Source organism: Ethanoligenens harbinense YUAN-3 (assembly GCF_000178115.2).
GTDB classification, from domain to species: Bacteria; Bacillota; Clostridia; order Oscillospirales; family Ethanoligenentaceae; genus Ethanoligenens; species Ethanoligenens harbinense.
Window position 1 is genome coordinate 2,420,764 of sequence record NC_014828.1, and the last position, 23,737, is coordinate 2,444,500.

Annotated in this window: 20 protein-coding genes and 1 other annotated feature; of the genes, 3 read left to right on the forward strand and 17 right to left on the reverse strand. The window is 55.5% G+C overall.

The window, feature by feature from the left end; all coding sequences use genetic code 11:
* The 4 genes from ETHHA_RS11400 to ETHHA_RS11415 form a co-directional block, all read right to left on the reverse strand.
* Entirely contained in the window at positions 1–360 is a 360-nt protein-coding gene (locus ETHHA_RS11400; RefSeq protein WP_013486122.1) for a DUF134 domain-containing protein, read from the reverse strand.
* Positions 361–737: 377 nt separating this feature from the next.
* Positions 738–1,907, reverse strand: coding sequence for a cation:proton antiporter (locus ETHHA_RS11405; RefSeq protein ID WP_013486123.1), 1,170 nt, complete (start codon positions 1,905–1,907; stop codon positions 738–740).
* A 43-nt stretch (positions 1,908–1,950) separates the two neighbouring features.
* Positions 1,951–2,001: a sequence feature (sodium ion sensor (DUF1646 type); this cis-regulatory element may regulate processes involved in with the transportation of sodium ions), on the reverse strand.
* Between the two features lie 82 nt (positions 2,002–2,083).
* The gene (locus tag ETHHA_RS11410; protein ID WP_013486124.1) at positions 2,084–2,263 is read right to left on the reverse strand and encodes an H-type small acid-soluble spore protein; all 180 of its coding nucleotides are present in this window, start codon (positions 2,261–2,263) and stop codon (positions 2,084–2,086) included.
* Between the two features lie 221 nt (positions 2,264–2,484).
* Complete coding sequence (locus ETHHA_RS11415) at positions 2,485–3,006, reverse strand: peptidylprolyl isomerase (protein ID WP_013486125.1); 522 nt, start codon at positions 3,004–3,006, stop codon at positions 2,485–2,487.
* A gap of 197 nt (positions 3,007–3,203) precedes the next feature.
* Here ETHHA_RS11415 and ETHHA_RS11420 point away from each other — a divergent pair, with 197 nt between their 5' ends.
* The gene (locus ETHHA_RS11420) at positions 3,204–3,431 is read left to right on the forward strand and encodes a hypothetical protein (RefSeq protein WP_013486126.1); all 228 of its coding nucleotides are present in this window, start codon (positions 3,204–3,206) and stop codon (positions 3,429–3,431) included.
* Positions 3,432–3,585: 154 nt separating this feature from the next.
* Here ETHHA_RS11420 and ETHHA_RS11425 read toward each other — a convergent pair whose 3' ends face one another.
* The 9 genes from ETHHA_RS11425 to ETHHA_RS11470 form a co-directional block, all read right to left on the reverse strand.
* Positions 3,586–4,755 (reverse strand): toxic anion resistance protein, encoded by a 1,170-nt coding sequence (locus ETHHA_RS11425; protein WP_013486127.1) that lies wholly within the window; start codon positions 4,753–4,755, stop codon positions 3,586–3,588.
* 57 nt (positions 4,756–4,812) lie between these two features.
* Positions 4,813–5,898, reverse strand: coding sequence for a substrate-binding domain-containing protein (locus tag ETHHA_RS11430; protein WP_013486128.1), 1,086 nt, complete (start codon positions 5,896–5,898; stop codon positions 4,813–4,815).
* Positions 5,895–6,515 carry a 5-bromo-4-chloroindolyl phosphate hydrolysis family protein gene (locus ETHHA_RS11435; RefSeq protein WP_013486129.1) on the reverse strand — a complete coding sequence of 207 codons (621 nt, stop codon included), beginning with the start codon at positions 6,513–6,515 and terminating at the stop codon, positions 5,895–5,897. The genes ETHHA_RS11430 and ETHHA_RS11435 overlap by 4 nt, the downstream gene beginning before the upstream one ends.
* Before the next feature lie 10 nt (positions 6,516–6,525).
* Complete coding sequence (locus ETHHA_RS11440) at positions 6,526–8,133, reverse strand: VWA domain-containing protein (RefSeq protein ID WP_013486130.1); 1,608 nt, start codon at positions 8,131–8,133, stop codon at positions 6,526–6,528.
* A 1,096-nt stretch (positions 8,134–9,229) separates the two neighbouring features.
* Positions 9,230–9,445, reverse strand: a complete 216-nt coding sequence (locus ETHHA_RS15660; RefSeq protein ID WP_137143897.1) for a hypothetical protein — start codon at positions 9,443–9,445, stop codon at positions 9,230–9,232.
* Positions 9,446–9,495: 50 nt separating this feature from the next.
* Positions 9,496–10,656: an MFS transporter gene (locus ETHHA_RS11455; RefSeq protein ID WP_013486131.1), complete on the reverse strand. Its 1,161-nt coding sequence runs from the start codon at positions 10,654–10,656 to the stop codon at positions 9,496–9,498.
* Positions 10,657–10,793: 137 nt separating this feature from the next.
* A complete protein-coding gene (locus ETHHA_RS14720) occupies positions 10,794–11,822 on the reverse strand; it encodes an ArsR/SmtB family transcription factor (RefSeq protein ID WP_013486132.1) in 1,029 nt (342 codons plus the stop codon).
* 102 nt (positions 11,823–11,924) lie between these two features.
* The gene (locus tag ETHHA_RS11465; RefSeq protein ID WP_013486133.1) at positions 11,925–12,452 is read right to left on the reverse strand and encodes an HXXEE domain-containing protein; all 528 of its coding nucleotides are present in this window, start codon (positions 12,450–12,452) and stop codon (positions 11,925–11,927) included.
* Between the two features lie 109 nt (positions 12,453–12,561).
* Complete coding sequence (locus ETHHA_RS11470) at positions 12,562–14,040, reverse strand: phytoene desaturase family protein (protein ID WP_013486134.1); 1,479 nt, start codon at positions 14,038–14,040, stop codon at positions 12,562–12,564.
* 313 nt (positions 14,041–14,353) lie between these two features.
* Between ETHHA_RS11470 and ETHHA_RS11475 the strand changes: the two genes are divergently transcribed.
* Both ETHHA_RS11475 and ETHHA_RS14725 read left to right on the forward strand, forming a co-directional pair.
* A complete protein-coding gene (locus tag ETHHA_RS11475; RefSeq protein WP_013486135.1) occupies positions 14,354–15,343 on the forward strand; it encodes a Gfo/Idh/MocA family protein in 990 nt (329 codons plus the stop codon).
* Between the two features lie 166 nt (positions 15,344–15,509).
* The gene (locus tag ETHHA_RS14725) at positions 15,510–16,172 is read left to right on the forward strand and encodes a L,D-transpeptidase (RefSeq protein WP_013486136.1); all 663 of its coding nucleotides are present in this window, start codon (positions 15,510–15,512) and stop codon (positions 16,170–16,172) included.
* A gap of 126 nt (positions 16,173–16,298) precedes the next feature.
* Here ETHHA_RS14725 and rnr read toward each other — a convergent pair whose 3' ends face one another.
* From rnr to ETHHA_RS11500, 4 genes are all read right to left on the reverse strand, one after another.
* A complete protein-coding gene (gene rnr, locus ETHHA_RS11485) occupies positions 16,299–18,398 on the reverse strand; it encodes a ribonuclease R (RefSeq protein WP_013486137.1) in 2,100 nt (699 codons plus the stop codon).
* Between the two features lie 112 nt (positions 18,399–18,510).
* Positions 18,511–18,768 carry a preprotein translocase subunit SecG gene (gene secG, locus ETHHA_RS11490; RefSeq protein ID WP_013486138.1) on the reverse strand — a complete coding sequence of 86 codons (258 nt, stop codon included), beginning with the start codon at positions 18,766–18,768 and terminating at the stop codon, positions 18,511–18,513.
* Positions 18,769–19,165: 397 nt separating this feature from the next.
* Positions 19,166–21,400, reverse strand: a complete 2,235-nt coding sequence (locus tag ETHHA_RS11495) for a DNA gyrase subunit A (RefSeq protein WP_013486139.1) — start codon at positions 21,398–21,400, stop codon at positions 19,166–19,168.
* 170 nt (positions 21,401–21,570) lie between these two features.
* Positions 21,571–23,556 (reverse strand): DNA gyrase/topoisomerase IV subunit B, encoded by a 1,986-nt coding sequence (locus ETHHA_RS11500; RefSeq protein ID WP_013486140.1) that lies wholly within the window; start codon positions 23,554–23,556, stop codon positions 21,571–21,573.
* Between the last annotated feature and the right edge of the window lie 181 nt (positions 23,557–23,737).

The following is a 23,737-nucleotide window of genomic DNA, read 5'->3' on the forward strand; positions in this document are numbered from 1 at the left end:
TCAATCGCACGCATTGTGATTGCGTTGCCTGCGGCATTTATGGCATCCGCACGGTTTCGACAAGTCTCCCTCACACAATTGATAGTCACCACCCTCTATTCGGATCGTTTTTCCATTGACAATAAAATCCGCCAATTTCTTTCTTGCCTCATCGTAAATTCTCTGCACGGTCGAACGGGCAACCCCCATACGTTCGGCGCTCTCATCCTGGCTTAAACCCTCCAGGTCGATCCAACGAATGATTTCATATTCATCGACCGTTAAGGTGACCGTTTCTCCCACAAGCGGTGCCCCGACCGGTTCAAACGATTTCACCGGCGGCATACCGCAGATTCGTCTGCATTTTTTAGGTCTTGGCATTTTCCACCTCCAGGAAGTCACGAGAACACACCGATACAACCGGGAAAGAATTCCCATATCTATTGAAGCGGGCCGAATCATCCTCAACCACCCACCGCCACCTTATGGGCATATGCTCTTTATGATACTATTATAATTTGTTTTGGGTATATGTCAACAACCATTTGCCTTTTGCACCATGTTGCCATATCGCCATTTCATCGGGAAAGCGCGCCGCCCCTTTTCTCGTGGGGTGCGCGCCGGCAAAACCCTGCGCACTTTCGGCAATGGACGCACGAGCTTTCGTTCCCTTGCGTCGTGTACAACCAGCCAAATCAACGCCTGCCGGTCAACGGTTGCCCGGCAGGCGCGCTGCTTGGAACATCAGGAAATCTGCGTTACAAACGCTCCTCCAACCGTTTCTCGTTTTTATGGGAAAACACGAGTTTCAGCAGAATGGGCGTCACGATGGTCGTCAATAAAACAACCAAAATCGTTGGTAAAAAGACTTCCTGCGTGATGATCTGGTTTTGCAGCCCGATATTCGCCGTGATGATCGCCACTTCTCCCCGTGAAATCATCCCCACGCCAATTTGCAGCGATTCACTGCGGCTCATATGAAAAAGCCTTGCGGCTACACCGCAGCCGGCCACCTTTCCAATCACAGCGATTGCGAACATAACGGCGGAAATGAGTATGACCCGGCTGTTGAAACCGTTTAAACTTGCCTCCAGTCCAACGCTTGCAAAGAAAATGGGGGACAGAAATCCAGATGAAATGGCCTTTACATTGCGTTCCAGATATTCCTTATGTGTAAACTGTGACAGAACCAATCCGAACAGATAGGCGCCTGTAATGGCGGCAATGCCGATACCTTCCGCGGCAAAAGCGATGAAAAAAGCCGCCGCAAGCGAAAACGTCAGCAAGGTTCGCCCCGGCTGTATATTTTTTGTCCGCTTATTGATGACCTTGGGCAAAAACGCAATGGCCAAAATACCAATCACACAAAACATGCCGATCTTAGCCATGGGAAGAATCAGGGAACTTCCACCGCCTCCACTTTTCACAGCAAGCAGAGCGGAAATCAGGACGAGACCCAAAATGTCGTCGATCACGGCGGCGCCAAGAATATTGATTCCCGATTTGGAGTTCAGTTTTCCCAGTTCAGTCAATGTCTCCACGGTGATGCTGACGCTTGTTGCCGTTAATATCACACCGACAAAGATATTCTCCATCCAGTTTTGATAGAACAGAAACGCACCCAGCGTGCCCAGAAACAAGGGAACCATGATTCCCAGCACCGCAATGACAAAAGATGATTTTCCGGCTTTTTTAAACTGTTCCACATTGGTTTCAAGCCCGGCCAGAAACATCAGCAGGATTACGCCCAGGTTTGAAAGCAGTTTGATGTTTTCATCGTATTGCACCAGATGCAATACGACCGGACCGAGGATGACGCCGGCCAGCAAAGCCCCCAGCACCTCCGGCATTTTAAGCTTGCGGCTGACGATTCCTCCGATTTTGGTGGCCGCCAGAAGCAATGCAATGTCCAGCAATATTTTTTCCATCTGACCCCTCCTCTGATAAAACAAAAGCGGGAAGCCCAAACTGGACTTCCCACCCAAGAAGCTGATTCTTGAAAACGGCTTCAGCCGCCCAACCGATCCCAACACCCTATTGTATTCAAGCTAACATAATCCACATGAAAAGTCAAGCGTTTTGTCATGCAGAAACGCTGCCGCCGTCAATGCTCCATTAAACTCGACAACGAAACGATTTCCTTTTTTTGCGGGTTGTTCAGGTAATGAATCATGCATGTTTGATCGGCATCATTGATTTTTTCCATATATACAGGGGAATTGTTATGCGTCACATTGACCATAACAGGGGACAATACGATCGATTTTGCACGTGTGATGTCCATCCAACCACCTCCGAATATTAGTTTCCGCATCAAAAGCCAAAATATAAGCCGGATCGTTCTCTTTCTTCCATTTTCCTTACAAACGGCCGCAAATTCGGGCCGGCGCCGGTTGCACATCAGCAGCATGGTACCGGTTTGCCGCATGCAAAAAATCCGGGCCCTTGTCGGGTCCGGATTTTGCGGCTCTGCAACCGGCAGAAAATGAAACGACAAATGCCGTATTACATTTTTTCCGGTTCTTCAAACGGATAGTCAAACAATTCAACCATCATGGATGTGATTTTCTGTTCGTTGACTGGTCTGTCCCGGAAATCAATGTCTGTACCAGCGATTTTGTCCACCTCGTCCATACCTTCCACGACTTTGCCGAAAGCGGCATATTGGCCGTCAAGATGCGGTGCATCCTGATGAACGATAAAAAACTGCGAGCTTGCGGAATCCGGATCAGCGGCCCTCGCCATCGAAATCACCCCGCGGCCGTGCCGCAGTTGGTTATCAACGCCATTTGCCGCGAATTCACCGCGGATGTTATATCCGGCTCCACCCATGCCGGTTCCGTCGGGGCAGCCGCCCTGTATCATGAAACCGCTGATGACCCGGTGAAAAATCAGGCCGTCGTAAAACCCGCTGTTTACCAAGGATATAAAGTTATTCACGGTGTTTTTGGCATATTCGGCAAGTAGTTCCACTTTGATCTGCCCGCCGTTTTTCATGGTGATGGTGACAATCGGGTTCTTGCTCATACACATTGCCTCTTTCCTGGTCGTTGAATGGATTCAGTCTGCATCATTATAGTAGAAAACGGAGCTTGAAGCAAGGGTTCGATCTTACAAAATCAGGAAAACTCCAACACACGTCGTGGTGTTTCTGGTGCAAAGCGTAAAATTTCCATCGTAATTTTCGCATTGTGGGGAAAAATAACTTGGAAAGGGGTGTGTTTATGGACAGGAAAAAGCATGGATATCCTCCGTATGACGATGACAAATTTTACGATATGGGTTCCGTCGCTTCCGCATCGGACTGCACGGGGCTGATACCCTCTCCGCCCATCAACGAAGGGGAAGCGGAGTCCTATGCCGAACTTTACAATATTCCGGAGCCGACCGATGAACTGAACAACGGTTTGCAGAACATTAAAAAAACCAAGAACAATACCGATATGAACTAGCGGGCCATAAGACCACGCGCGCCCAACATTGCATCATGCCGTCTGTCTGTGCGGATGCGGCCAATGGGGAAAAAACAGCCCTGCAAGTGCAAGGCTGTTTTTGCATGAAACGGAGCGGACGAACCGCGCACACCGCGTGTGTAACCTGCCGCCTTTATTTTTTCAACGCGATCAGCCGCTCTTTCAACGTCTTTTCCAGCGTGGCCAGCTCCGCTTCGGCCTGCTGCCGCTTGGCATGGCCCTCGTCCTGGATGCGGATCGTGTCCTCGATCGTGCTGATGAGGTCCGCGTTGACCTGCCGGAGCGTGTCGATGTCGATGACCCCGCGCTCGTTTTCTCTGGCGATCTCCGTGGTATTCTGCTTGAGCATGGCGGAATTTTTCAAGAGCAACTGGTTGGTCGTGTCCGTAACGGCCCGTTCCATCTGAAGCGCCGCCTGCTGCCGATTCATTCCAATGGCGATGACGATCTGGTTTTTCCACAAAGGGATGGTCTGCAGAATGCTGGTCTGGATCTTTTCCGCAAGCACCTGATCGCCCTGCTGGATAAGCTTGATCTGCGGGCAGGTCTGGATGGCGCTCATGCGGCTCAGGAGCATGTCGTGCAGCTTCTTTTCAAACCGCGCCGCCGCCTGCGCCAGATCGTTGGATGCCTGCGCGTCCATCGGGTCGCCGGTCTGCTGCGCTTTGGCCTGCACCGCCGGGATGACCGTCTGCGTCAGCTCCTGCAATTTCATCCGACCGGCGGCGACCACAATGTCCAGCTGCTTGAGATATTCGAGGTTCTTCTTATACAGCAGGTCATACATCTCAATGTCCTTGAGCATGGTCATCCGCTCTTTGTCGAGCTGATCGGTGATTTTGTCAATCTGCACGCTGGTCTTATCAAACCCGGCCATAAACTTTTCGACCGATTTTTTTACACCGAACAGCTTGCCGAACAACCCGTCCTTTTTCCCATCGAGCGAATCGATGTCCACATTCTTGACGGTGACAATCAGGTTGGTGAGCAGCGAACCGGCATACCCCGCGTCTTTCGCCCGCACCTTTTCCAGGATGGTGTCGGAGAAAGACGCGATGCCGCTCTGCACCTCCACGCCGTACTGCGACACCAGCGCGGAATCGGTCACATCGATCTTAGCGGCAAGGGCCTTTGCTTTTTCGGTCTGCTCCGCATCCAGATAGAGATCCGGGAAATCCTGCCCACCCTGGGCGGGAGCTGCGGCGGACGGCGCAGGCTGGATACCGGCGGCGTCAACCGGTTCCGGCGGCGTCAGAATCGTCGAGGCGATGTCCATTTCCAAGGGCGTTTTGTTTTCTTCCATGCGGATACCTCCTACACTTATAAAGAACGATGTATCGATTATATGGTTGCCCTGCCGTCACTGGTTTTTCAGGGCCGCCAGGATCGCGTTGATGACATCCGGGCTGGGTGTCTGGATGACCTGTGTGATCTGCGCGGGGACACCGGCAACCGGTACGTCGCCCACGTTGTTGACGACGCCCGACACTCCCGTGCGGAACCCGTGCTTTTTCCACGCAATGGCCTGGATCTGCGGGTCTTTGAATGCGTTCAGCAGCACTTTGGCCTTATCGTCCAGCGCGATGATGGTATGGGCGCTCCACAGCGTGGGGACGGGATAGAGGATGCGCATGTTGGACTTGACCTTGGTCCACACCGCCGGTTTTTCCGCTGCAAACTCGATGATCTGGCTTTCATACCCAACAATCAGCGGGCAGGCCCCCTCGCCGGTGTTGGTATACTGGTCGAACAGATAAGCGGAAGACTCCTGCATATACCCGAGGTTGCCGAAATACGTTTTCAGCTGTGGCAGCACCGCCTGCACCGACGTGCTGTCCACTGCGGTCCCGTTGTTCAGGATATCCGCCAACAAACCCGAAAACAGGTTGCCGGAATTCGACGATTCCGGGTCGGTGGACTGCAGAACGATCTTCCCATACAGGTTGTTCAGGCCGATGTCCGACCATTTGGCGCCGGTGTTCATCAGAGAGACCATCTTTGGCATATCGATGATGTAGCTGACGCCGTTGTCCGTACGCACAATGCCCTGTTTTTCCAGCGCACCGGTGACATCCGCCCACGAGTAGACCACCAGCGGAGAATTGAGAACCGTCTGCGTGCCGGCGTTTTTGATGTTGCGCTGCCGAAAAACCTCCACCGCCGTCTGGCTGGACGGGAACAGGAAATCCAGACCCGCGGTGCTTCCTTCCGCCATCTCGATGGAACCTGCTTTCTGGTAATCCAGCGTAATGCCGTATTTGTCCTTGAGAATCTTCTGCACGGACGCGTCCTGCAGCAGGCCTTCCTTTTCGCTGCCGATCAGCCCGGTAAGCGTAACCTGTTTGACACTCGGCGCCCCCGTGCCGCCGCCGATTCCCAGCTTGATGACCACGACCGCCACGATCGCCGCCGCGAGGATGAGAAAGCCGATGAGTTTTCGCTTCATGACAGTTCCCCCGATTGTATCGTCTTGCGCAGCACGTTGATTTCCGTCTCCAGATCGAACACATCTCCCTGTATGAGGTTTTCCAACTGCTTTTGGTAGCAGCCCACCAGCAGTTTGGCCACGTCCTCCGCTTTTTTCATGGAGTCCCGGATCTCCGGCGAATCGAGGCCCTGCGCCTCGATCCCGCAGTATTTTTCAAAGATGGTACAGGACGTGCCCAGATAATACGAGAAGAACGCACGGGCGCCGCGCACCTTCCCCGGATTTTTCTGGATATACTCAAAGATCTTGTCGCCCGTCTGGCAAATCTGCTGTGCATACCCCGCCATCACGGGGCTTTTGAGCTTCTTCACATATCCTTTGAGCTCCGCAAGCTTCTCATATCCATCGCCCACAATGGATTCAATCGACTGGTACTCGGACGCATCCTCCACGGTGATCTTCCCGATGCGGAACCGGTTGGGGCTGCTGACGAAATACAGCCCGGCAAGGAACACCGCCGAAAGCACGATGGACAACCAGAGTGAAATGGCAAAGAGCAGATAAAGTACGATGAAAAACAGCACCGCCGCTGCCGGAAGCAGGATATCCCAGACCGGGGTTTTCTTTTTCGCCATGAGAAACACCTCAATTGTAGCTTTTGGCCTGTTTGAACGCGGCAACCAGGTCTTTCCTGCCGTCAAACAGGGCCGCTTTGGACAGGGTGCCGAACTGCTTGAGCTGCGTGGGATCCGCGGCACCGAACTCGATGCTGAAGATCGGGATGTCCTTGCCGATCGATTTATAGGTGCTTTGCACATTCGTAAAGGTTCGGCCGGTGTTGGACTGCCCATCGGTCATGAGGATCACCGCCGGGTTGCACTGGCTGACATCCGCGCCGGCAAGCTGCTGCAGCGCCGTCATAACAGGCGTATAGATGTCCGTGCCGCCGCCGGCCTGCAGCTTCTGGATGTTCTGATCCAGCGTGCTCATGGAACTCAAGTCGCCACCGGTCGCATACCATTCCGCTTTGACGGAATCCGAGAAGGCGATGACCGCGATCTTGTCCTGCGGCGTTGCCTGCAGGAAATACAGCTTCGCCGTGGACTGGTTCAGAATCATGTCCATCGCCTTTTTCACGCCCGTTTCCCCGCCGTTGTCGCCCATGCTGCCGCTGTAATCCAGGCAGTAAACCGTATAAGACGGCTTGCGCAGGCTGGTCTGGTAGAGGTTGAGCGCATCGACGAGAACACCGGCGTCCGGCATGCGGAAGGTGTTCAGCGTCCGGCTTGTATCGATCCCCCAAGCCGGATTGAACGTGGCGGGCTCGTTCACCGTGACCGTGCTGCCGGTCCCCGTCCTGCGGCCGTAGGACTGCAACGCTTTCTGGACTTTATCGGACAGCAGATACGATTGAAACTTCTTGAACGCGGATTCCTTGGCGCTGTTTGCGTTGTCGATGTAACCCAGCGGAGAATCCGCGATCGTCAGACCATCCTTGGGATACACGACATAGAGCGGCTGCTTTTTCTGCTTGACCAGCTCTTTGTTGGTTTCAATGATGACGTCCTCATAATTGACCATGGCGCTGTACCCGCCCTGGAGGTAGAGATCCTTGAGCCACTCGGAGCTGCCGGAAGAACGGTTCACGCCCGAGAGCAGTTCTTTCATCTGGTTCTGTGCCGTCTGGTCGTTCAGGTCCGCTTCCGTCAGCACATCCGGGTTGCCTCGCAGCGCATACCAGAACCCGATATACGCCGAAGCGCCGGAGTTGCTTTGCGTTGCGGACGTCATGCAGAATTTCAGCTTGCCGGCCTTCACATCCTGCAAAATGGTATCAACCGTCACATCATGGCCGACATAACCGAGCTGCTCCGCCAAATCTTTTTCCACCCCGAAGACCACCGGGCTGGTCATGATCGACTGCTGCAACTTGACCTTGTGAGCCTTGTCTCCGAGGTTGATCCACATGCTGTTGGCCGGCCACACCGCATCATAGGGGATGTTCCCCTGCTGCAGCGTCTGCATAATGTCCACCGAGCCTTTGTAGACCATGTTGACTTTGATGCCCGTCTGTTTGGTAAACTGGGTGATGATGGGCGCGATCTCCTTGTTTTCGGACGCGGAGAGCACCGTCAGGGAAACCGCGGCGTTCTGCGAGGCGCTACCGCACCCGGAAAACCCAACCGCAAGCAGTACCGCCATCGTGAACGAGATTTTTGACTTGTGTTTCCGGAAAAGCCGCATGATGTTCATATTATGTCCCCCGATTCTGCATTTCTCAGGAACAGGACTTCGCTTTCCGTCACCGGCGCCACACCGTTCCGATGGGCACAGATGCATCTTTATGGAAACAGATGTTTTCCCTTTCCATTATACCATATATTTGCTGTTTCAGCGCTCTTTGAAATCAGCCTATGAACCGGGTCGGAAAAACAAATTCCAGCCGCAACACTGCCGGAACGCTTTCATGCAAACCGCCCGACTGCCCGGCCGAGGTGCTGCGGCGCGCATGAAAAAAGAGGGCCGCAGCCCTCTGGATTGGGTCCTTTGAAGGTACCTCACTTCAGTGGCAGGTATTCGATAGATTCACAGGATATAAAACGGGCATCTACTTTTTCATGTAGGTGCTCGTTTTCTGCCCTGCATATTGACAAAGACACCGTTATCTCAAAGTGAAATGTGTCATGGTGTTTCTGGGATTAATTCCACAATATTTCAATCATTCTATTCTGGCTTTTTTGGTGGATACGCATTAAAAGGATAGCGCATATACTGACAAGCTTGTTATTGTGGAATATGATGCACTTAAAGGATGACTCTGCACTTCGAGGGGTAATCCCGTTGGATTGTACTCATAAATAAATATGCGGTTCAGTTGTACCCCATTCGGGAACCACTGAGCCGCGTTTTTATTGCTTGTTTTCCGCAATGGTTTCCACCAAAGGCCATATTGCTCTTGCAAAGGTATCTATCGCCTATTGGGAATAACGTTCTGAAAGTGTTACGCCATCGATTTCCTGCATCTCGTATTCTCGTGATTTTTCTTTTATGTTTTCCAGTTCGTTGTTCCAGCGCCCTTACGTTTACGGACGACATCCTGCGGCAGGCGGTGGACAGCGACAACAGCCTGAACAACGTCGTGTTGCTGCCGGTCTGCATCGCGTCGGTCCCGGCGCTGATTGTACTGTACAATCCATTAACATCAGCGAGTGAAAGCGTGAAACCGCCACCCTCAAGGTGCTGGGATTCCACGACCGGGAAACCAACTCGTATATCTACCGCGAAGCCTTCATCCCGACACCAATCAGCATCAGCGTAGGGCCGGCGCTGAGCACCGGGCTCCACCGCCTCAGCATAGGGATTCGAAAACGATACCGCCATCTATTTCAAAAGCATCCACGCCTTCCGTTTTGTATGGGCGTTTCTGATTACGATGGCGTTTTCCGTCATCATGCAGATCGTCACCTTTTTTCAACTGCAAAAAATCGAGATGATCGAATCGCTCAAATCGACGGAATGAAAAAGTATACCATTCGGCGCCAGAACAGCCGTTATGCTTTTCCAAAAAGCGGAATTCTTATTGTAGTAGGGCTTCCGCTTTTCCCGCCGGCAAATTTATGGCCTCGGGCGCAGGCCGGATATCCCTATGCCGACAACCGCCAGGAAAACAGCGCTCCCATACAGTAAGGCCCCCAGGTGGAACTGGATGCACAGCCCCGCGGCAGTGGGGCCGAAGAAGAACCCGAGAAACGTCATCGTCTGCAAGATGCCGTTTGCCGCGCCACGGTTCTCCAGCGAGACCAGCTTGTTCATTTCCGAAGGGATACCGGCGGTCAGGCACATAAAACCGGTCAGGCTCACGATGGTTCCAGCCGCCGTAAAGGCAAGGCCTCCCGGAATCATCAGAAGCCATGCAAGCAGCAGCGCCGCGAACGACACCCGGGAGACTGGGACATAACCTCCCTTGTCGCTCAGGGAGGTCGAGAACTTCATGGCCGCTATCCCGCACACAACCGCCGGCAAAAAGACCATCCAGATATTCCCGGCTCCAATCATACCGGCAAGCCTTTCCGGCACGATCATAAAAAGATCCGCGTTCAGATAATTGATGATGAACCCGCCAATCGACAGGAGCAAAACCGGCCTTTGGGCAAGCAACTGCCCGATCTGCTTCCTCAACCGAACCCCCGCCGTGCTTTTCCGCTCCCGCTGTTCCTTGGCCAAAAACAGGACCATCAGAAACGCCAGGGCAATCAGCACCGCGCACCCTAAGAACATGCTCCGCACCGAAACGGACCGGTATAACAAGGGGCCCACCACAAAAGCTATGACGGCGCCGATGGAAACAATGGTGCCGGCTACCCCCATTGCGGTACTTTTCCTCTCGTTTTCGATACGGTCGCCAATCCACGAGTAGGCGATGGCCATGACCGCGCCGCTGCCCTGCAGTGCACGGGCCGCGATCAAAAGGTAAATATCCTTGGCGAGAAAAGCCAGAAAAAGACCCGCGCCCAACTGGGCCAGCCCGGTCAAAATGACCGGTTTGCGACCGGCCCGGTCGCTCCAACTGCCATAGGGAATCTGAAAGACCGCGTTGGTCAGTCCGTATATTCCAAGCGCCAGCCCGCACAGCAGCGATGTGCTTCCGCGCAGCGTTCCGCCATACAGGCTGATAAATGGGTTGAGCATGGTCATCGACAGTTCCCGGAGCCCCATCACAAGCCCCATCACAACCAGGAACCAGACCTGCGCCTTTGTAAATCCGCTTTTGCGCATAGCGTCATCGCCGCCCTTTATATATAATATACGCATCTAATTAGATGTATGTATTATATCAAAACAGCGGTGCCCTTGCAATACCAAAACAAAACACCCCGCCCGGAAATTCGGATGGAGCGTTTACTGTCCCGCGCCTATTTGTTATACAGAAAATCATTCAGGCTCTGCATGAGCCACTGGATCTCTTCCTCATTTGCAATAAAGTATTTGATATTGCCCTCTTTGCTTTCGCGGATCAGGCGGGCCGAACGGAGCACATCCAGATGATGCGAAATGGTGGCGGTCGTCAGGTGCAGCCGGTCTGCCAGCAGCTTGCCGTAGGTGGGCTGCAGGATCAGAAGGCGCAGGATCTCAAGGCGCGTCTCATCGCTCAATACCTTTAATGCAGCCGAAAGTTTCCGCCTGGACTGCCCGGCGCCGCTGTTCTCCCTTCGCATGTCAAACAGAAACATCCGGGCGGATCGGTTGTATGCCATCACGTAATGCGGAGCGATGTAATACGATGGCAGGAAAAACAATTCCCGCACGGAATCATCGGGGGTGATCCTGCGGTTCATGATCTGCTCCGCCACATCATAGGCGGAACGCCCGGACAAGCTGTCTCGCAGCGAATCGACCGCCGCTTTGTATTTCTCTTCCAGGTGCGGCTCCATCCCGGAGAAAAACAGCTTGCCGATCTCTCGGAGCAGTACGGTCAGATCGTTTTTGAAGGTCTGCGTTTCATACAGGAGGCTTTCGAAAACGTCGTCCCGTCCCCGATACACCCATGGAAGATCCTGCAGCCAACGCGGTAAAGCCTGCCTGTCCGCGACAAGCTGATCGATCAGCTTGTCTTCCAACTCTTCTCCCGTGAGGATGCGGATAAACCGCCGGTTGTCGTATGCCTGCACCGCGGCGGCAAATCCGTCCGGATCGTGAAAGATCCGGCAATCCAGCAGAAGTTCAAAAAACTCGATTCCCTGATAAGGAAGCCCCGCCACTTTCTCCAGAAACGCCTCGCTGCCTGCGGAGAGACATCCGGACAGCTCCTCGGTCTCTTCCCGGGCGGCGGCATGGTGTTTGTTGTCCGCCAATACATTCACCAGCGCAAGCAGCTCCGCCACCGCCGAGTAGAACACGTGGATTTCCGGCTCTTTCGTTTGGGTCGTCACCTCGACCGACATCGTTTATCACCCGCTTCCAGTCCAATCCTTATGATTGTAATCGGAATTTCACGGCATGTCAATGCGGCCCGCGATGGCCGGTCTTCCGGATGCCTGGCGGCGTCACGCGCCCCATTTTTCAAGCCATCGATCGAACCGGGCCATCAGGATGTGCAGAACATACAGGTTCAGGGCCATGAAAACCACCGACAGCACCGCGCTGATGACCATCGGGGGCTGCAGCGCGGCGGGAAGCATCCGGCAGAACGTGTAGACACAATAAGGCAGCAAGGCGATTGAGGTCGCCAGACTCGGAACATAGCTTCTCAGCACGGCGGCCTGCAGGATATGGATGACCAGATGCAGCGAGAGCGCGAAGAACACCCCAAACCAAACCACATCACAATCGAACACCACGGACAAGACGGTCACGCCGCTGATCAGGATGAACTCCTCGGCCACGCCAAGCACAAACGCCGGCACGGAGGTCTGTTCCATATGGGGCAGTATGCGGCCCGCAAAACGCGGGATACGCTCGCTGAAAACGGAACGATGGCGGTGGAACCACGCACGCAGAAAGATGATTTCTTCAAAGTCATGGACCATGAACAGGATCGGAAGCAGCCAAACCAGCACCATGTGTTCTTTCAATTTTTCTTTTCCTCTTGACGGTATTACGGCACCCGCCAAAACGTTTACACGATCGGTACGCGAACCGGACGTTCCGGACCGTTTCCCCGCGCGACGATCTGCTCGGACATCAGCTGTTTCCCTGGAATACCGTGCCGGTATCCCGGCACAGAAACTGGACGGCGCGCCTGCCGGAATCGACCGCCACCGGCAGCCCTCCGGGGCTGCGCAGCCGCTGGCCCGCAAAATAGAACTGCCCGATGTGTTCGGTTTTCGCGGGATAATACGTATTCTGCCGGCCCATGACGGTCATCCAGGAGCCTTTGTAGGAATGCAGATACCGTTCGTATGTCAGCGGCGTCGCCACATCCCAGACGGCGATCTTCCCGGCCGTCTGCGGATATCGTTCCGCCAGAATGGCAATGAACGCCTCCGCCAGCTTTTCCTTTTCGGCCTGATATGTGCCGTTTTCCCGGCAGGCTTTCCAGTAATCGTAGCTGTCCCCGATGATGGTACAGGTGACGGCGGTACAGCCCTCCGGCGCATATCCCCGGTAGCCCGCGTAATTGCAGATACCGACGACCGGTTCCGCCACGCCTCCGCACACCAGCGGCTCCTTCGGAATAAACTGCACCCTTTCCGGCAAGGCGGACAAATCGGCCTGCACCCCCACGCTGATAAAGGTGTCGAGCATGGGCTTGGTCGTCCGGCGCATCTTTTCCGCCCAGGGGTCACGAATGGGTTCGTCGAACAGGGTGTTGATCGCGGCCAGTGTATCCTGCGTCACGATGACCGCATCGGCCAAGATGTTTTCCCCGTTTGCCGCCACGCCGCAGGCAACATCGTTTTGAACAATCACCTTATCGACCGGTGTGCCGTACCGAATAGTGCCGCCCAGCGCTTCAAACCGTTTCGCCATGCGCAGAGCCATCCCCAGTGAACCGCCCTCTGGATATCCCCCGTCGCCGGAGGCAAGCGTTGCGATGGTAAACATCACGCCTGCCGCGTTATATGTGGGACCGATGATGCTTTCCAGCAGCAAACGCAAAAGCGGGCTTTTAAACCGGCCGGCATATTCCCGCACGGTCTGATTCGCATAAAAGGGCATGCGGGACAAAGCGGGCAGCATGCCGAACAACATCGAAACGGGCATGGATGCTTTTTTCTTCACCTTCACGCCCCGGATATCCATTACCGGCATGGTCATCTTTGTAAATTTTTTGACATCCGTGCATAGATGGTCGATTTCCTTTTTGTCCTCCGGTGAGAGCGCCATAAAATGCGCGCGGAGCTTTTCCACGTCACGGTACAGACATGCTGTCTGCCCGTTGTAATCGAACGTAAAGAAGGGGTCGCGGTTATGAACCTGCACGCCGTCATCCAGTGCACCCGTTTCTCGCCAAAGCCGATGCAACGGCATTTCGGGCGAGGAACCGGTCAGCCAGTGCAAACCGCCCTCAAACAGATAGCCTTTCCTGCGCCAACTGGTGGAGGCGCCCCCGGGTATGGTATGGCTTTCAAAGATGGTGACCTGAAAACCGCTCTGCAGTGCGTATATTCCCGCCGTCAGGCCGGAAATGCCCGCGCCCACAATGCTCACTTTTTTCATTCTGTTTCCCTCAAATCACGATGTGGCACGTCCGCAAGGGGAGAATGCAGCGGACAAACCGCAGGGGGACGTTGCGCCGGCATCCTTTAGCGGAGCTTTCTATATCTTTATTAAGAATACTCCATTTGGCATACCATAACAATTAAAAACAGGTAAAATTGTACCGAACGTTGAATCTCGTCGAATGTGAGGTCCCCTGGTTTCGGCAGCAACCCCCGATCTTTGCCCATGCATCTTTCTTTATGGCGGATTCGGTGGTATAGTGTAATCCATCGGGCATCCCGATAGCATACAGCGAAAAGAGGAGACAGCCATGATCCGTTTTGCGACAATTGGGACCAATTTTATCACGGAATGGTTTTTGGAAGCGGCCAAACGGTGCGATGCCGTGGAGTATCTCGGGGCCTATTCCCGAAGCGCCGAAAAGGCCCGGCGGTTTGCAAACGCGCACGGCGCGCCGCTGGCCTTCGACGATCTGGAAGAACTGGCCGCCCATCCTGACATCGACGCTGTTTACATTGCAAGCCCCAACAGCTTTCACTACCCGCAGGCAGCGCGGATGCTGCGGCACGGGAAGCATGTGCTGTGCGAAAAAACCATCACGGCCAACTACCCGGAACTGACCGAACTGATTGCCGTCGCAAAGGAGCACCATGTGGTTTTGATGGAAGCGATGCGCTCCGTTCACACACGTGGATTTGCCGTTTTGCAGAATAATCTGCACAAACTCGGAACGATCCGAAGGGCCACGTTCCAATACTGCCAATATTCTTCACGGTATGACAATTACAAAAAAGGAATCATCGAAAACGCTTTCGATCCCCACTATGCAAACGGCGCGCTGATGGACATCGGCGTCTACTGTGTACACCCGCTCGTAAAACTGTTTGGCATGCCACTCTCCATCCACGCGGACGCGCTGATTCTGCAAAACGGGATAGACGGTGCCGGCACCATCCTGGCAAAATACCCGGAGATGCAGGCGGAACTCCTCTATTCCAAGATCACCAACAGCGCGCTGCCCAGCCAGATTCAGGGAGAAAACGGCTCTCTGCTGATCGAGGAGATTCCCAACCCGCATAAACTGACGATCGTATACCGGGACGGCACCACAGAGGCCCTGCTGAATGAACCCGAAGCACGGGACCTTTTATCCGAACTGAACGTCTGGGCGGCATGCATCCAAAGCGGGAAGATCCTGCATCCGAACCTTGCCTGCAGCGAAATGGAACTGCGCATCCTGGACGAAGCCCGGAAACAGCAGGGCATCCATTTTCCTTCGGACGAGGGACGCATCTTTTGAACCGCCCCTCCTCCCCACGCTCGGCATCCCAAGGTGGCTTTTCCCAAATTTTTTGCAGATTCGGCTTGCGCCAACGGCACAATAGGGTATAATAAAATCAATATTTGCCCGCCCGTTTTTCAAGCAGCCGTCAGGGCGGCCGTGCCCATATACAGGAGGTCTTCTTTTGAAAAATCCCCGGTTGTTTCACCACAACAGACCCAAACGGCGCCTGCGCCCGATCGGTGCCGTCGTCATTGCCGCCGCCGTGGTCTGCATCGCCGCCGTCTACATGGTCTCCGCGCATGTACCCGCTTCGGGGCAAAGCGTACCGTCATCCGCCGTGACGAAATCCACGCCGTCCAAAACGGCTGCCAGCCATGCGGCCGTTTCCTCTACCCCGCTGACCCCCGCACAGGTTGCCGCGTCCCACCTGCCCGCCGTGCAGGTGAGCCTGGCGGAAGCAGCGAAACCCCTGTGGGTGCATGTCGATCTCACCACGCAGAACGTCGTGGTATACGACGCCCAGAACCGTGTCGTGGAAGCGTTCATCTGCTCCAGCGGCTCGCCGGGCAACGACACCCCCACCGGCACCTATACGGTTACAGACCGCGGAGAGTCCTTCTACAACCCCAAATACAAGGAAGGCGCGTATAACTGGGTGCGTTTCAACGGCAGCTACCTGTTCCACAGTGTCCCGTTCGACGCTAATAAGAACATTATCCCCGAGCAGGTCGCCGATCTCGGCGAACCCTCCTCGCACGGCTGCATCCACCTCTCCATGGACGATTCCAAATGGATCTACGACAACATCCCGCGCGGCACCAAAGTCGTCGTCGACAATTCATAAACGATGCAAATCAAAGCCACCCGTTCAAACGCTGGTGGTTGCGTTGTGCCAAAGCCGCAACGCAAAGCGGGCCGCCCTTGTGAGGGCGGCCCGCTTTTGTATTCATTCAGCTAAAAGGACAGTTTGTCACGCCAACTCGAAATCCACCTGGCCGAGCGCGACTTCCACCCGCGTGGCGACGACGGTCACCGCGTCGCCGATGGAATAGCGTCTGCCGTTGGTGGTGCAGAAAAGCTGCATGTTCTTTTCATCGTAATCGAACCAGCCCTTGAGCGTCTCCACCCGCACCAGGCCCTCCACGGTGTTTTCCAGTTCCACGTAGAACCCGTAGGATTTTACGCCTGTGATGGTGCCGGAGAACGTCCCGCCCACATGCTGGAGCATATATTCCGCCTTGTAAATGTCATCGCAGTCCCATTCGATCTGCATGGCGTTGACTTCGCGCTCGCTGGACTGCTCGGCCGCCTCGGCCACAAAGCTTTCATACCGGTGAAGAATCTCCTCCGTTTCCACCTTGTGCTCCAACAGTTCCGACAGGATACGGTGGATGACCAGATCGGGATATCGCCGGATCGGTGAAGTAAACTGGCTGTAGTATTTGAGCGCCAGCCCAAAATGCCCCAGGCATTCCGGCCAGTATTTCGCTTTGGCCATCGTACGCAGCGCCATCTGGTTGAGCGCACGCTCTTTAGGCGTGCCTTCGATCTCGCGCAGCACCTCCGCCAGATCGCCCGGCTTCAGGCCCGGCTTGATCTTACGGTTGTTGATGCCCACTGCGGCCAGGGATGCCGCGAAGTTCTCCAGCTTGAGCGCGTCGGGCTCCTCATGCACGCGGTAGACGAACGGCAGCTTTTTCTCACTGGCAAACGTAGCAACCGCTTCATTGGCCAGCAGCATGAACTCCTCGATCATGCGCTCGGAGATGCCGCGCGTACGGCGGACGATGTCCACCGCCACACCCTGCTCGTTGAACACAACCTCGCAGTCATCCGACTCAAAGTCGATGGCGCCGCGGCGCTTGCGCGCCTGCTGAAGCAGTTCCGCCAGCTCGCGCATCCGCGCGATGGACGGCAGTGCGTCTTTATATTTTGCCAGCAGGTCTTCGCCCGCCGTTTCGGCATAAATCTGGTTGATCTCATCGTAAACGCCCTTGACATAAGAGCGGATGACGCTTTTGTGCAGCTCGTGCCCGATTATCTCGCCGCTGCCGTTCACGTCGATAAACACGGTAAACGCCAGCCGGTCTTCCCGGGGATTGAGCGAGCAGATGCCGTTGGAAAGGGCCTCCGGCAGCATGGGGATGACGCGGTTGCCGAAATAGATGGACGTGCCGCGCTCAAAGGCTTCCTCATTGAGCGCCGTACCCGGCCGCACATAATGCGACACATCGGCAATGTGCACGCCCAAGCGGTAGCCGCCGTCCGTCTTCTCGATGGAGATCGCGTCGTCCAAGTCCTTGGAATGTGCGCTGTCGATGGTGAGGATGATGCGGTCACGCAGATCAAACCGGCCGGCAGGATCGAAAGTCTGCGGAATAGCGTTTGCCTCCGCCAGCACCTCGTCGGGGAAAACCTGCCTGGCGTGCTTGCGATCCAGCACGGCCTGGCAGCAGGCCGCGCCGCTGTCGGCAGAGCCGTAGCTCATCACCACATGCACCTGCCCGTTGTCGGCGGCGGTAGGATAACGGAGCATCTCGGCCATCACTTTTTCATGCTCGCCCAGCGTTTTCACGTCGTCCGGCAGAACCTCGATACGCTCCTTGAACCCGAAATCCGGCAGTACGAAGCCGCGCCCACCCTCACGGTAATACGTGCCGGTGAACTTGACGAAGTTGCGCTTGACGATGCGCGTCACTTCACCTTCGGGCAGGCGGTCGGTCTCGCGCAGGATACGCACTTCCACCTCATCGGTGGGCATGGCGCCCATCAACCGGGATTTGTCGATATACACGTCGGTGGACTGATCGGCAAGCTGGGCAAAACCGCCGCGCTTGGACATATTCATGATGGTGGCGGGTTTGCCCTCCGCCTCACGGGCGTGCACCTTTTTGGTTTTGGATATGGTCAGCGAGCCTTCCCGCTCCATCTGCTGCAAAAGGCGGAAAAAAGCCGGGCGTCCGCTCTCGGGAAGCGAAAGCGCCGCAGCCAGTTCATTCACCTGCATCGGGCGATATCCGTCGGCCCGGATAAACCGCAGCACCCGTTCTTGGGTTTTGGTCATATTCATTTTATCTGATCTCCCATAACCTGTTCGATCGCAACCGATCCTATTTCACATCACTTCCGCACAGCCACGACTGTGCAAAAAAAGAAACGCCCCGCGGCTGCGGGGCAGTGTCTCACTTATTGGCAAAAGCCATGGCGACTTCCACCGCTACAACGAGCACCACAAACACGATTGCCGCGATACGGGTCAGCCTGGTCAGAGCGGCATCCGCCGTGCTGGTGCCTTTCTTGCCTAAAAACGATTCCGACGAGCCCCCCGTGATGGCACCGCCGAGAGCCGATGTCTTACCGTGCTGCATCAGCACGATCACAATGAGGATAACGGCGGCAAGCAACAGCAGTACGCCGCCCACGATTTCCAAAACGCTCATATTCCATTCCTCCGCGGTATTTTTCCCGCTCCGTTTCGATTTATGAAAACGCCGGTTTCCGGCTTCTGTGTCACAGCTGTTCGTGCCCGCGCCTGCGGCGCGCGGCTTTTCCAGTCAACGCCGCGACCCATACAGCTATAGCATACCATACCTTGCATGCAAATGCAATTCTTCACTGTGGCGGGCGCATAAATTTTTCATATAAGGACATGCTAGAGAGGCAGCCACACTGGAAATATGCGTTTGCAACGTGGCTGTGAACCGCTGCGGTTTGAAAAAACCGCGGCGGTTACTTTTTGGCGGACAGTGCCCGCAAACGCAACGCGCCCGAAACTTTCGATCAGCCAACAGTACTCCAGCCCGCTATTTTTCCGGCCGTCTATTCGAAGCGGACCGATCAGAAATGGAGCTGCTCGCCCATCGTATCCTCCCGGGCGGGCATCTGCCCCGCGCCCGGCAGGTTCCGCACACGGTAGCGCCCCGGATTTTTGAATGTGCCTTCCTCATAGAGCTGCGCGTCGGTGACTGCCTGGCCTGGCTTGAGCGTCATGGCCGTCACGCCCTGCGTAGTGTGCGTGGTTTTGACCGGCACCGCGCCGGTGTCCAGCAGCAGCATTTTGCCCGCAGACGATGTGAGCACAACTTCCCGATCTTCCGTCAGGTGAAACATCGCCACCAGTGATTCCTTGTCGCTGTAGGCATTTACCAGCTTACGGCGGCGGGTCTTGGTCTTGTAGGACGCCAGTTCCACCTTGGCTGCCTTGCCGTTTGCATAAATGAACAGCAGCCAGCCGTCATACTGTTTGGCGACGACCATCCGCCGCAGGGCCTCGCCCTCGTCAAACCCCAGCCTGGCGGGCAGATAATCACCCAACACGCTGGCTTTTCCGTCCTCAAACTCGGATACGGACGATTTATAGACCTGGCAACGGTCGGTGAAAAAGAGCAGCTCGCAGCCATTGGTGCTTTCCACCGTTTGCACCAGCGCGTCGCTTTCCTTGAGCTTCTGCTCGCCGGACATACGCAGCGACTGCGGCGTAATCTTCTTAAAATACCCCTCGCGCGTGAGGAACAGCGTGACCGGATACGCTGGAATTTCCTCCTCGTCCGGGGCCGTTTCCTCCTTCACATCGTAGAGAATGAGGCTGCGCCGCGGCCTGCCGTATTTTTTGACGATGGCGCGCAGTTCGTCCGCGATCAGTCGGAGCATCCGGGCGTCTTCCCCCAGCGTTGCCTCCAAGTCGGCAATTTCTCTTTCCAGTTGCTCGATCTCCTGTGTCTTTTCCAGAATATACGCACGGTTGAAATGCCGCAATTTGATCTCTGCGACGAATTCTGCCTGCACCTCGTCGATGCCAAAGCCGATCATCAGGTTGGGCACCACTTCGGATTCCTCGTCGGTTTCCCGCACAATGCGCACGGCCTTGTCAATGTCCAACAGAATCTTTTCGAGGCCGCGCAGCAGGTGCAGCCGGTCTTTGGCGCGCCCTAGGTCGAAACGCAGGCGGCGGCGCACACAGTCCATGCGAAACGCCGTCCAAGCCCGCAGCAGGCCGCGCACGCCCAGCACCTGCGGCCGTCCGCCTACCAGCACATTGAAATTGCAGCCGAACGTATCTTCCAGCGGCGTGAGACGGAACAGGCGGGACATCAGCTTGTCTCCGTCCGCACCGCGCTTGAGGTCGATGGTCAGTTTCAAACCGGAAAGGTCGGTTTCGTCGCGGATATCGGCGATCTCGCGCACTTTGCCTGTCTTGACCAGCTCCACGATGCGGTCCATGATCGCCTCCACCGTAGTGGTGGGCGGTATCTCGGTGATCTCGATGAAACGCCCGGCTTTGTCCAGTTGGTAGCGAGCACGCACCCGCAGGCTGCCTCGGCCGGTCTCGTAGACGGAGCGAAGCGTGTCCGCGTCGTAGAGCACCAGCCCGCCGCCCGGAAAATCGGGCGCTTTGAGCAGCGGCAGGAGGTCGGCCGCCGGGTCTTTCATCAGGCGTATGGTCGTTTCGCAAACCTCGGTCAGATTAAACGGACAGATAGAACTGGCCATGCCCACCGCGATGCCGATGTTCGAGTTGATGAGAATGGATGGGAAGGCTGCCGGCAACAGCACCGGCTCCTGCATGGTGCTGTCATAGTTATCCACAAAATCGACCGTTTTTTTGTCGATGTCACGGAACAGCTCATTGCAGATCGGGTCGAGTTTGACCTCCGTATAACGGGACGCGGCAAACGCCATATCGCGCGAATACGCCTTACCGAAGTTGCCTTTGGAATCCACATACGCGTGCAGCAGTGCCTCGTTCCCGCGCGAAAGGCGCACCATCGTTTCGTAGATGGCCATATCGCCATGCGGGTTGAGCCGCATGGTCTGCCCCACCACGTTGGCTGATTTGGTACGCGCCCCGGACAAAAGGCCCATTTTATACATCGTGTATAGTATTTTGCGGTGCGAAGGCTTGAACCCGTCGATCTCCGGGATGGCGCGGGAGATGATGACGCTCATGGCATAGGGCATATAGTTGGCGGTGAGGGTGTGCGTAATGGGTTCACTGAGCACTTTGCCCGCGCCTTCGATGCGCACCTTTGTGCTGCCTGCACGTTTCTTGGAATGTTCGTCTTTGGGTGGCATCCGGCCGCTCCCTCCTTGTGAATTGGTATTTCATGCGCTGGCATTCAGGACACAGCACCGTTTTGCCGGTGTTTACCTGCACAGGAATGCAAGCACAGCCCGCTTCAGACTATCCGGTCGTTTCTCTCGCCAAACCAACCTGAACATGCCCGCGGGCTGTGTCCGCCCGGCTAGGAAACGTCCGCGAGGTCAATGTATTCCTCGCCGTGCTCGGCGATATACTGCTTGCGCTCAGCCAGATTGTTACCAAGCAGCATATCGAAGACCTCCACCGTTTTCTCCACATCGTCCGGCAGCACGCGGATAAGGCGGCGGGTTTCTGGGTTCATGGTGGTTTCCCACATCATGTCCGGCTCGTTTTCGCCCAGCCCTTTGGACCGCTGCACTGTATATTTCTTTCCTTTGAGCTTGGCCAGGATGGTGGATTTCTCCGGCTCGGTATAGGCAAAATAGGTCATCGACTTCTCGTTGATCTCATAGAGCGGCGATTCGGCAATGTAGACATATCCCTCGCGGATGAGCGTGGGCACCAGACGGTAGAGCATGGTGAGGATGAGCGTGCGGATCTGATAGCCGTCCACATCCGCATCGGTGCAGATAACCACCTTGTTCCAACGCAGCTGCTCCAGCGAAAAGCCATGCATGTCCTTGTTGGCGCGGGTGTTTACCTCCACGCCGCAGCCCAGCACCTTGATGATGTCGGTGATGATGTCGTTTTTGAAGATCTTGGCGTAATCGGCTTTCAGGCAGTTGAGAATCTTGCCGCGCACCGGGATGATGGCCTGGAACGTCGCGTCTCGCCCCAGCTTGCAGGCGCCGAGCGCCGAGTCGCCCTCCACGATGTAGAGTTCCCGTTTGGAGACGTCGCGCGTGCGGCAATCCACGAACTTCTGCACGCGATTGGCGATATCCAGCGAGCCGGAGAGCTTCTTTTTGAGGTTCAGCCGCGTCTTTTCGGCGTTCTCGCGGCTGCGCTTGTTCACCAGCACCTGCTCGGCGATCTTGTTCGCGTCGTCCGGATTCTCAATGAAATAAACTTCCAGACTATGGCGCAGGAAATCCGTCATGGCCTCCTGAATGAACTTGTTGGTGATGGATTTTTTGGTCTGGTTCTCATATGAGGTAATCGTGGAGAACGAGGACGATACCAGCAGCAGACAGTCCTCAAGGTCCTGGAAACTGATGCGGCTCTCATTTTTCAGGTATTTGTTGCTCTGCTTGAGCAGCGCGTCGATCTGAGAGAGAAAAGCCGAACGCACCGCCTTTTCGGGCGCGCCGCCGTGCTCCAGATAGCTGGAATTGTGGTAATATTCGAGACGGTTTGCGCTGTTGTGGAAGCAGAACGCCACCGCGATCTTCACTTTGTATTCCGGCTTGTCCGCCCGGTCGCGCCCCTGCCGTTCGCAGGAAATGGACTGCACCGGTGTGAGCGCGTCCTCGCCCGCCAACTCGCGCACATAGTCCTCGATCCCGTTTTCATAATAGAATTCGCAGGTCTCAAAGCCGTCCGGGGTCTCGTCGCGCAAGAGGAACCGCAAGCCGGGGTTGACCACGGCCTGCCGCTTGAGCATATCCTGATAAAACGCGAGCGGCACGTCGATATCGGTGAATACGTCCAGATCGGGCAGCCAGCGCTGCACCGTACCGGTGGTTTTGTCCTTACTCTTTTTCTTTTGCAGGCCGCCGACGTTTTCGCCGCGCTCGAAGTGCAGCGTATACTCCATACCGTCGCGCCGGGAGATCACGTCCATATACCGGGACGCATACTGTGTGGCACAGGCGCCCAGCCCATTCAGACCCAGCGAATACTCATAGCTTTCACCCGCCTGCGTATTGTATTTGCCGCCGGCGTACAGCTCGCAATAGACCAGTTCCCAGTTGAAGCGTTTCTCGGCGGGGTTGTAATCCACCGGTACGCCGCGACCGAAATCCTCCACCTGCACCGAATGATCGGCAAACCGCGTGACGATGATGCGGTTGCCGTAGCCTTCGCGCGCCTCGTCGATGGAGTTGCTCAATATTTCAAAAATGGAATGCTCGCAGCCCTCCAGCCCATCCGAGCCGAAAATCACGCCCGGGCGTTTGCGCACACGTTCGGCGCCTTTCAAGGTGGAAATGCTGTCGTTTCCATAAGTTTGGCTTCGTGCCCTGGCCATGCCATTGCCTCCAGATTCAGAAATGTCCCGCAACAAAGCGTTCCCGTTTCGTGGCGTTTGATGCAGATGCAAGTATTACTGTACCGTACATTCCGCTGAATTGTCAAGCAATTTTATGCAGCGGAACGTGACCGCACGGCGCCACCCGCGAAAACGGGCCGTTTTCCAACAGCCAAATGCC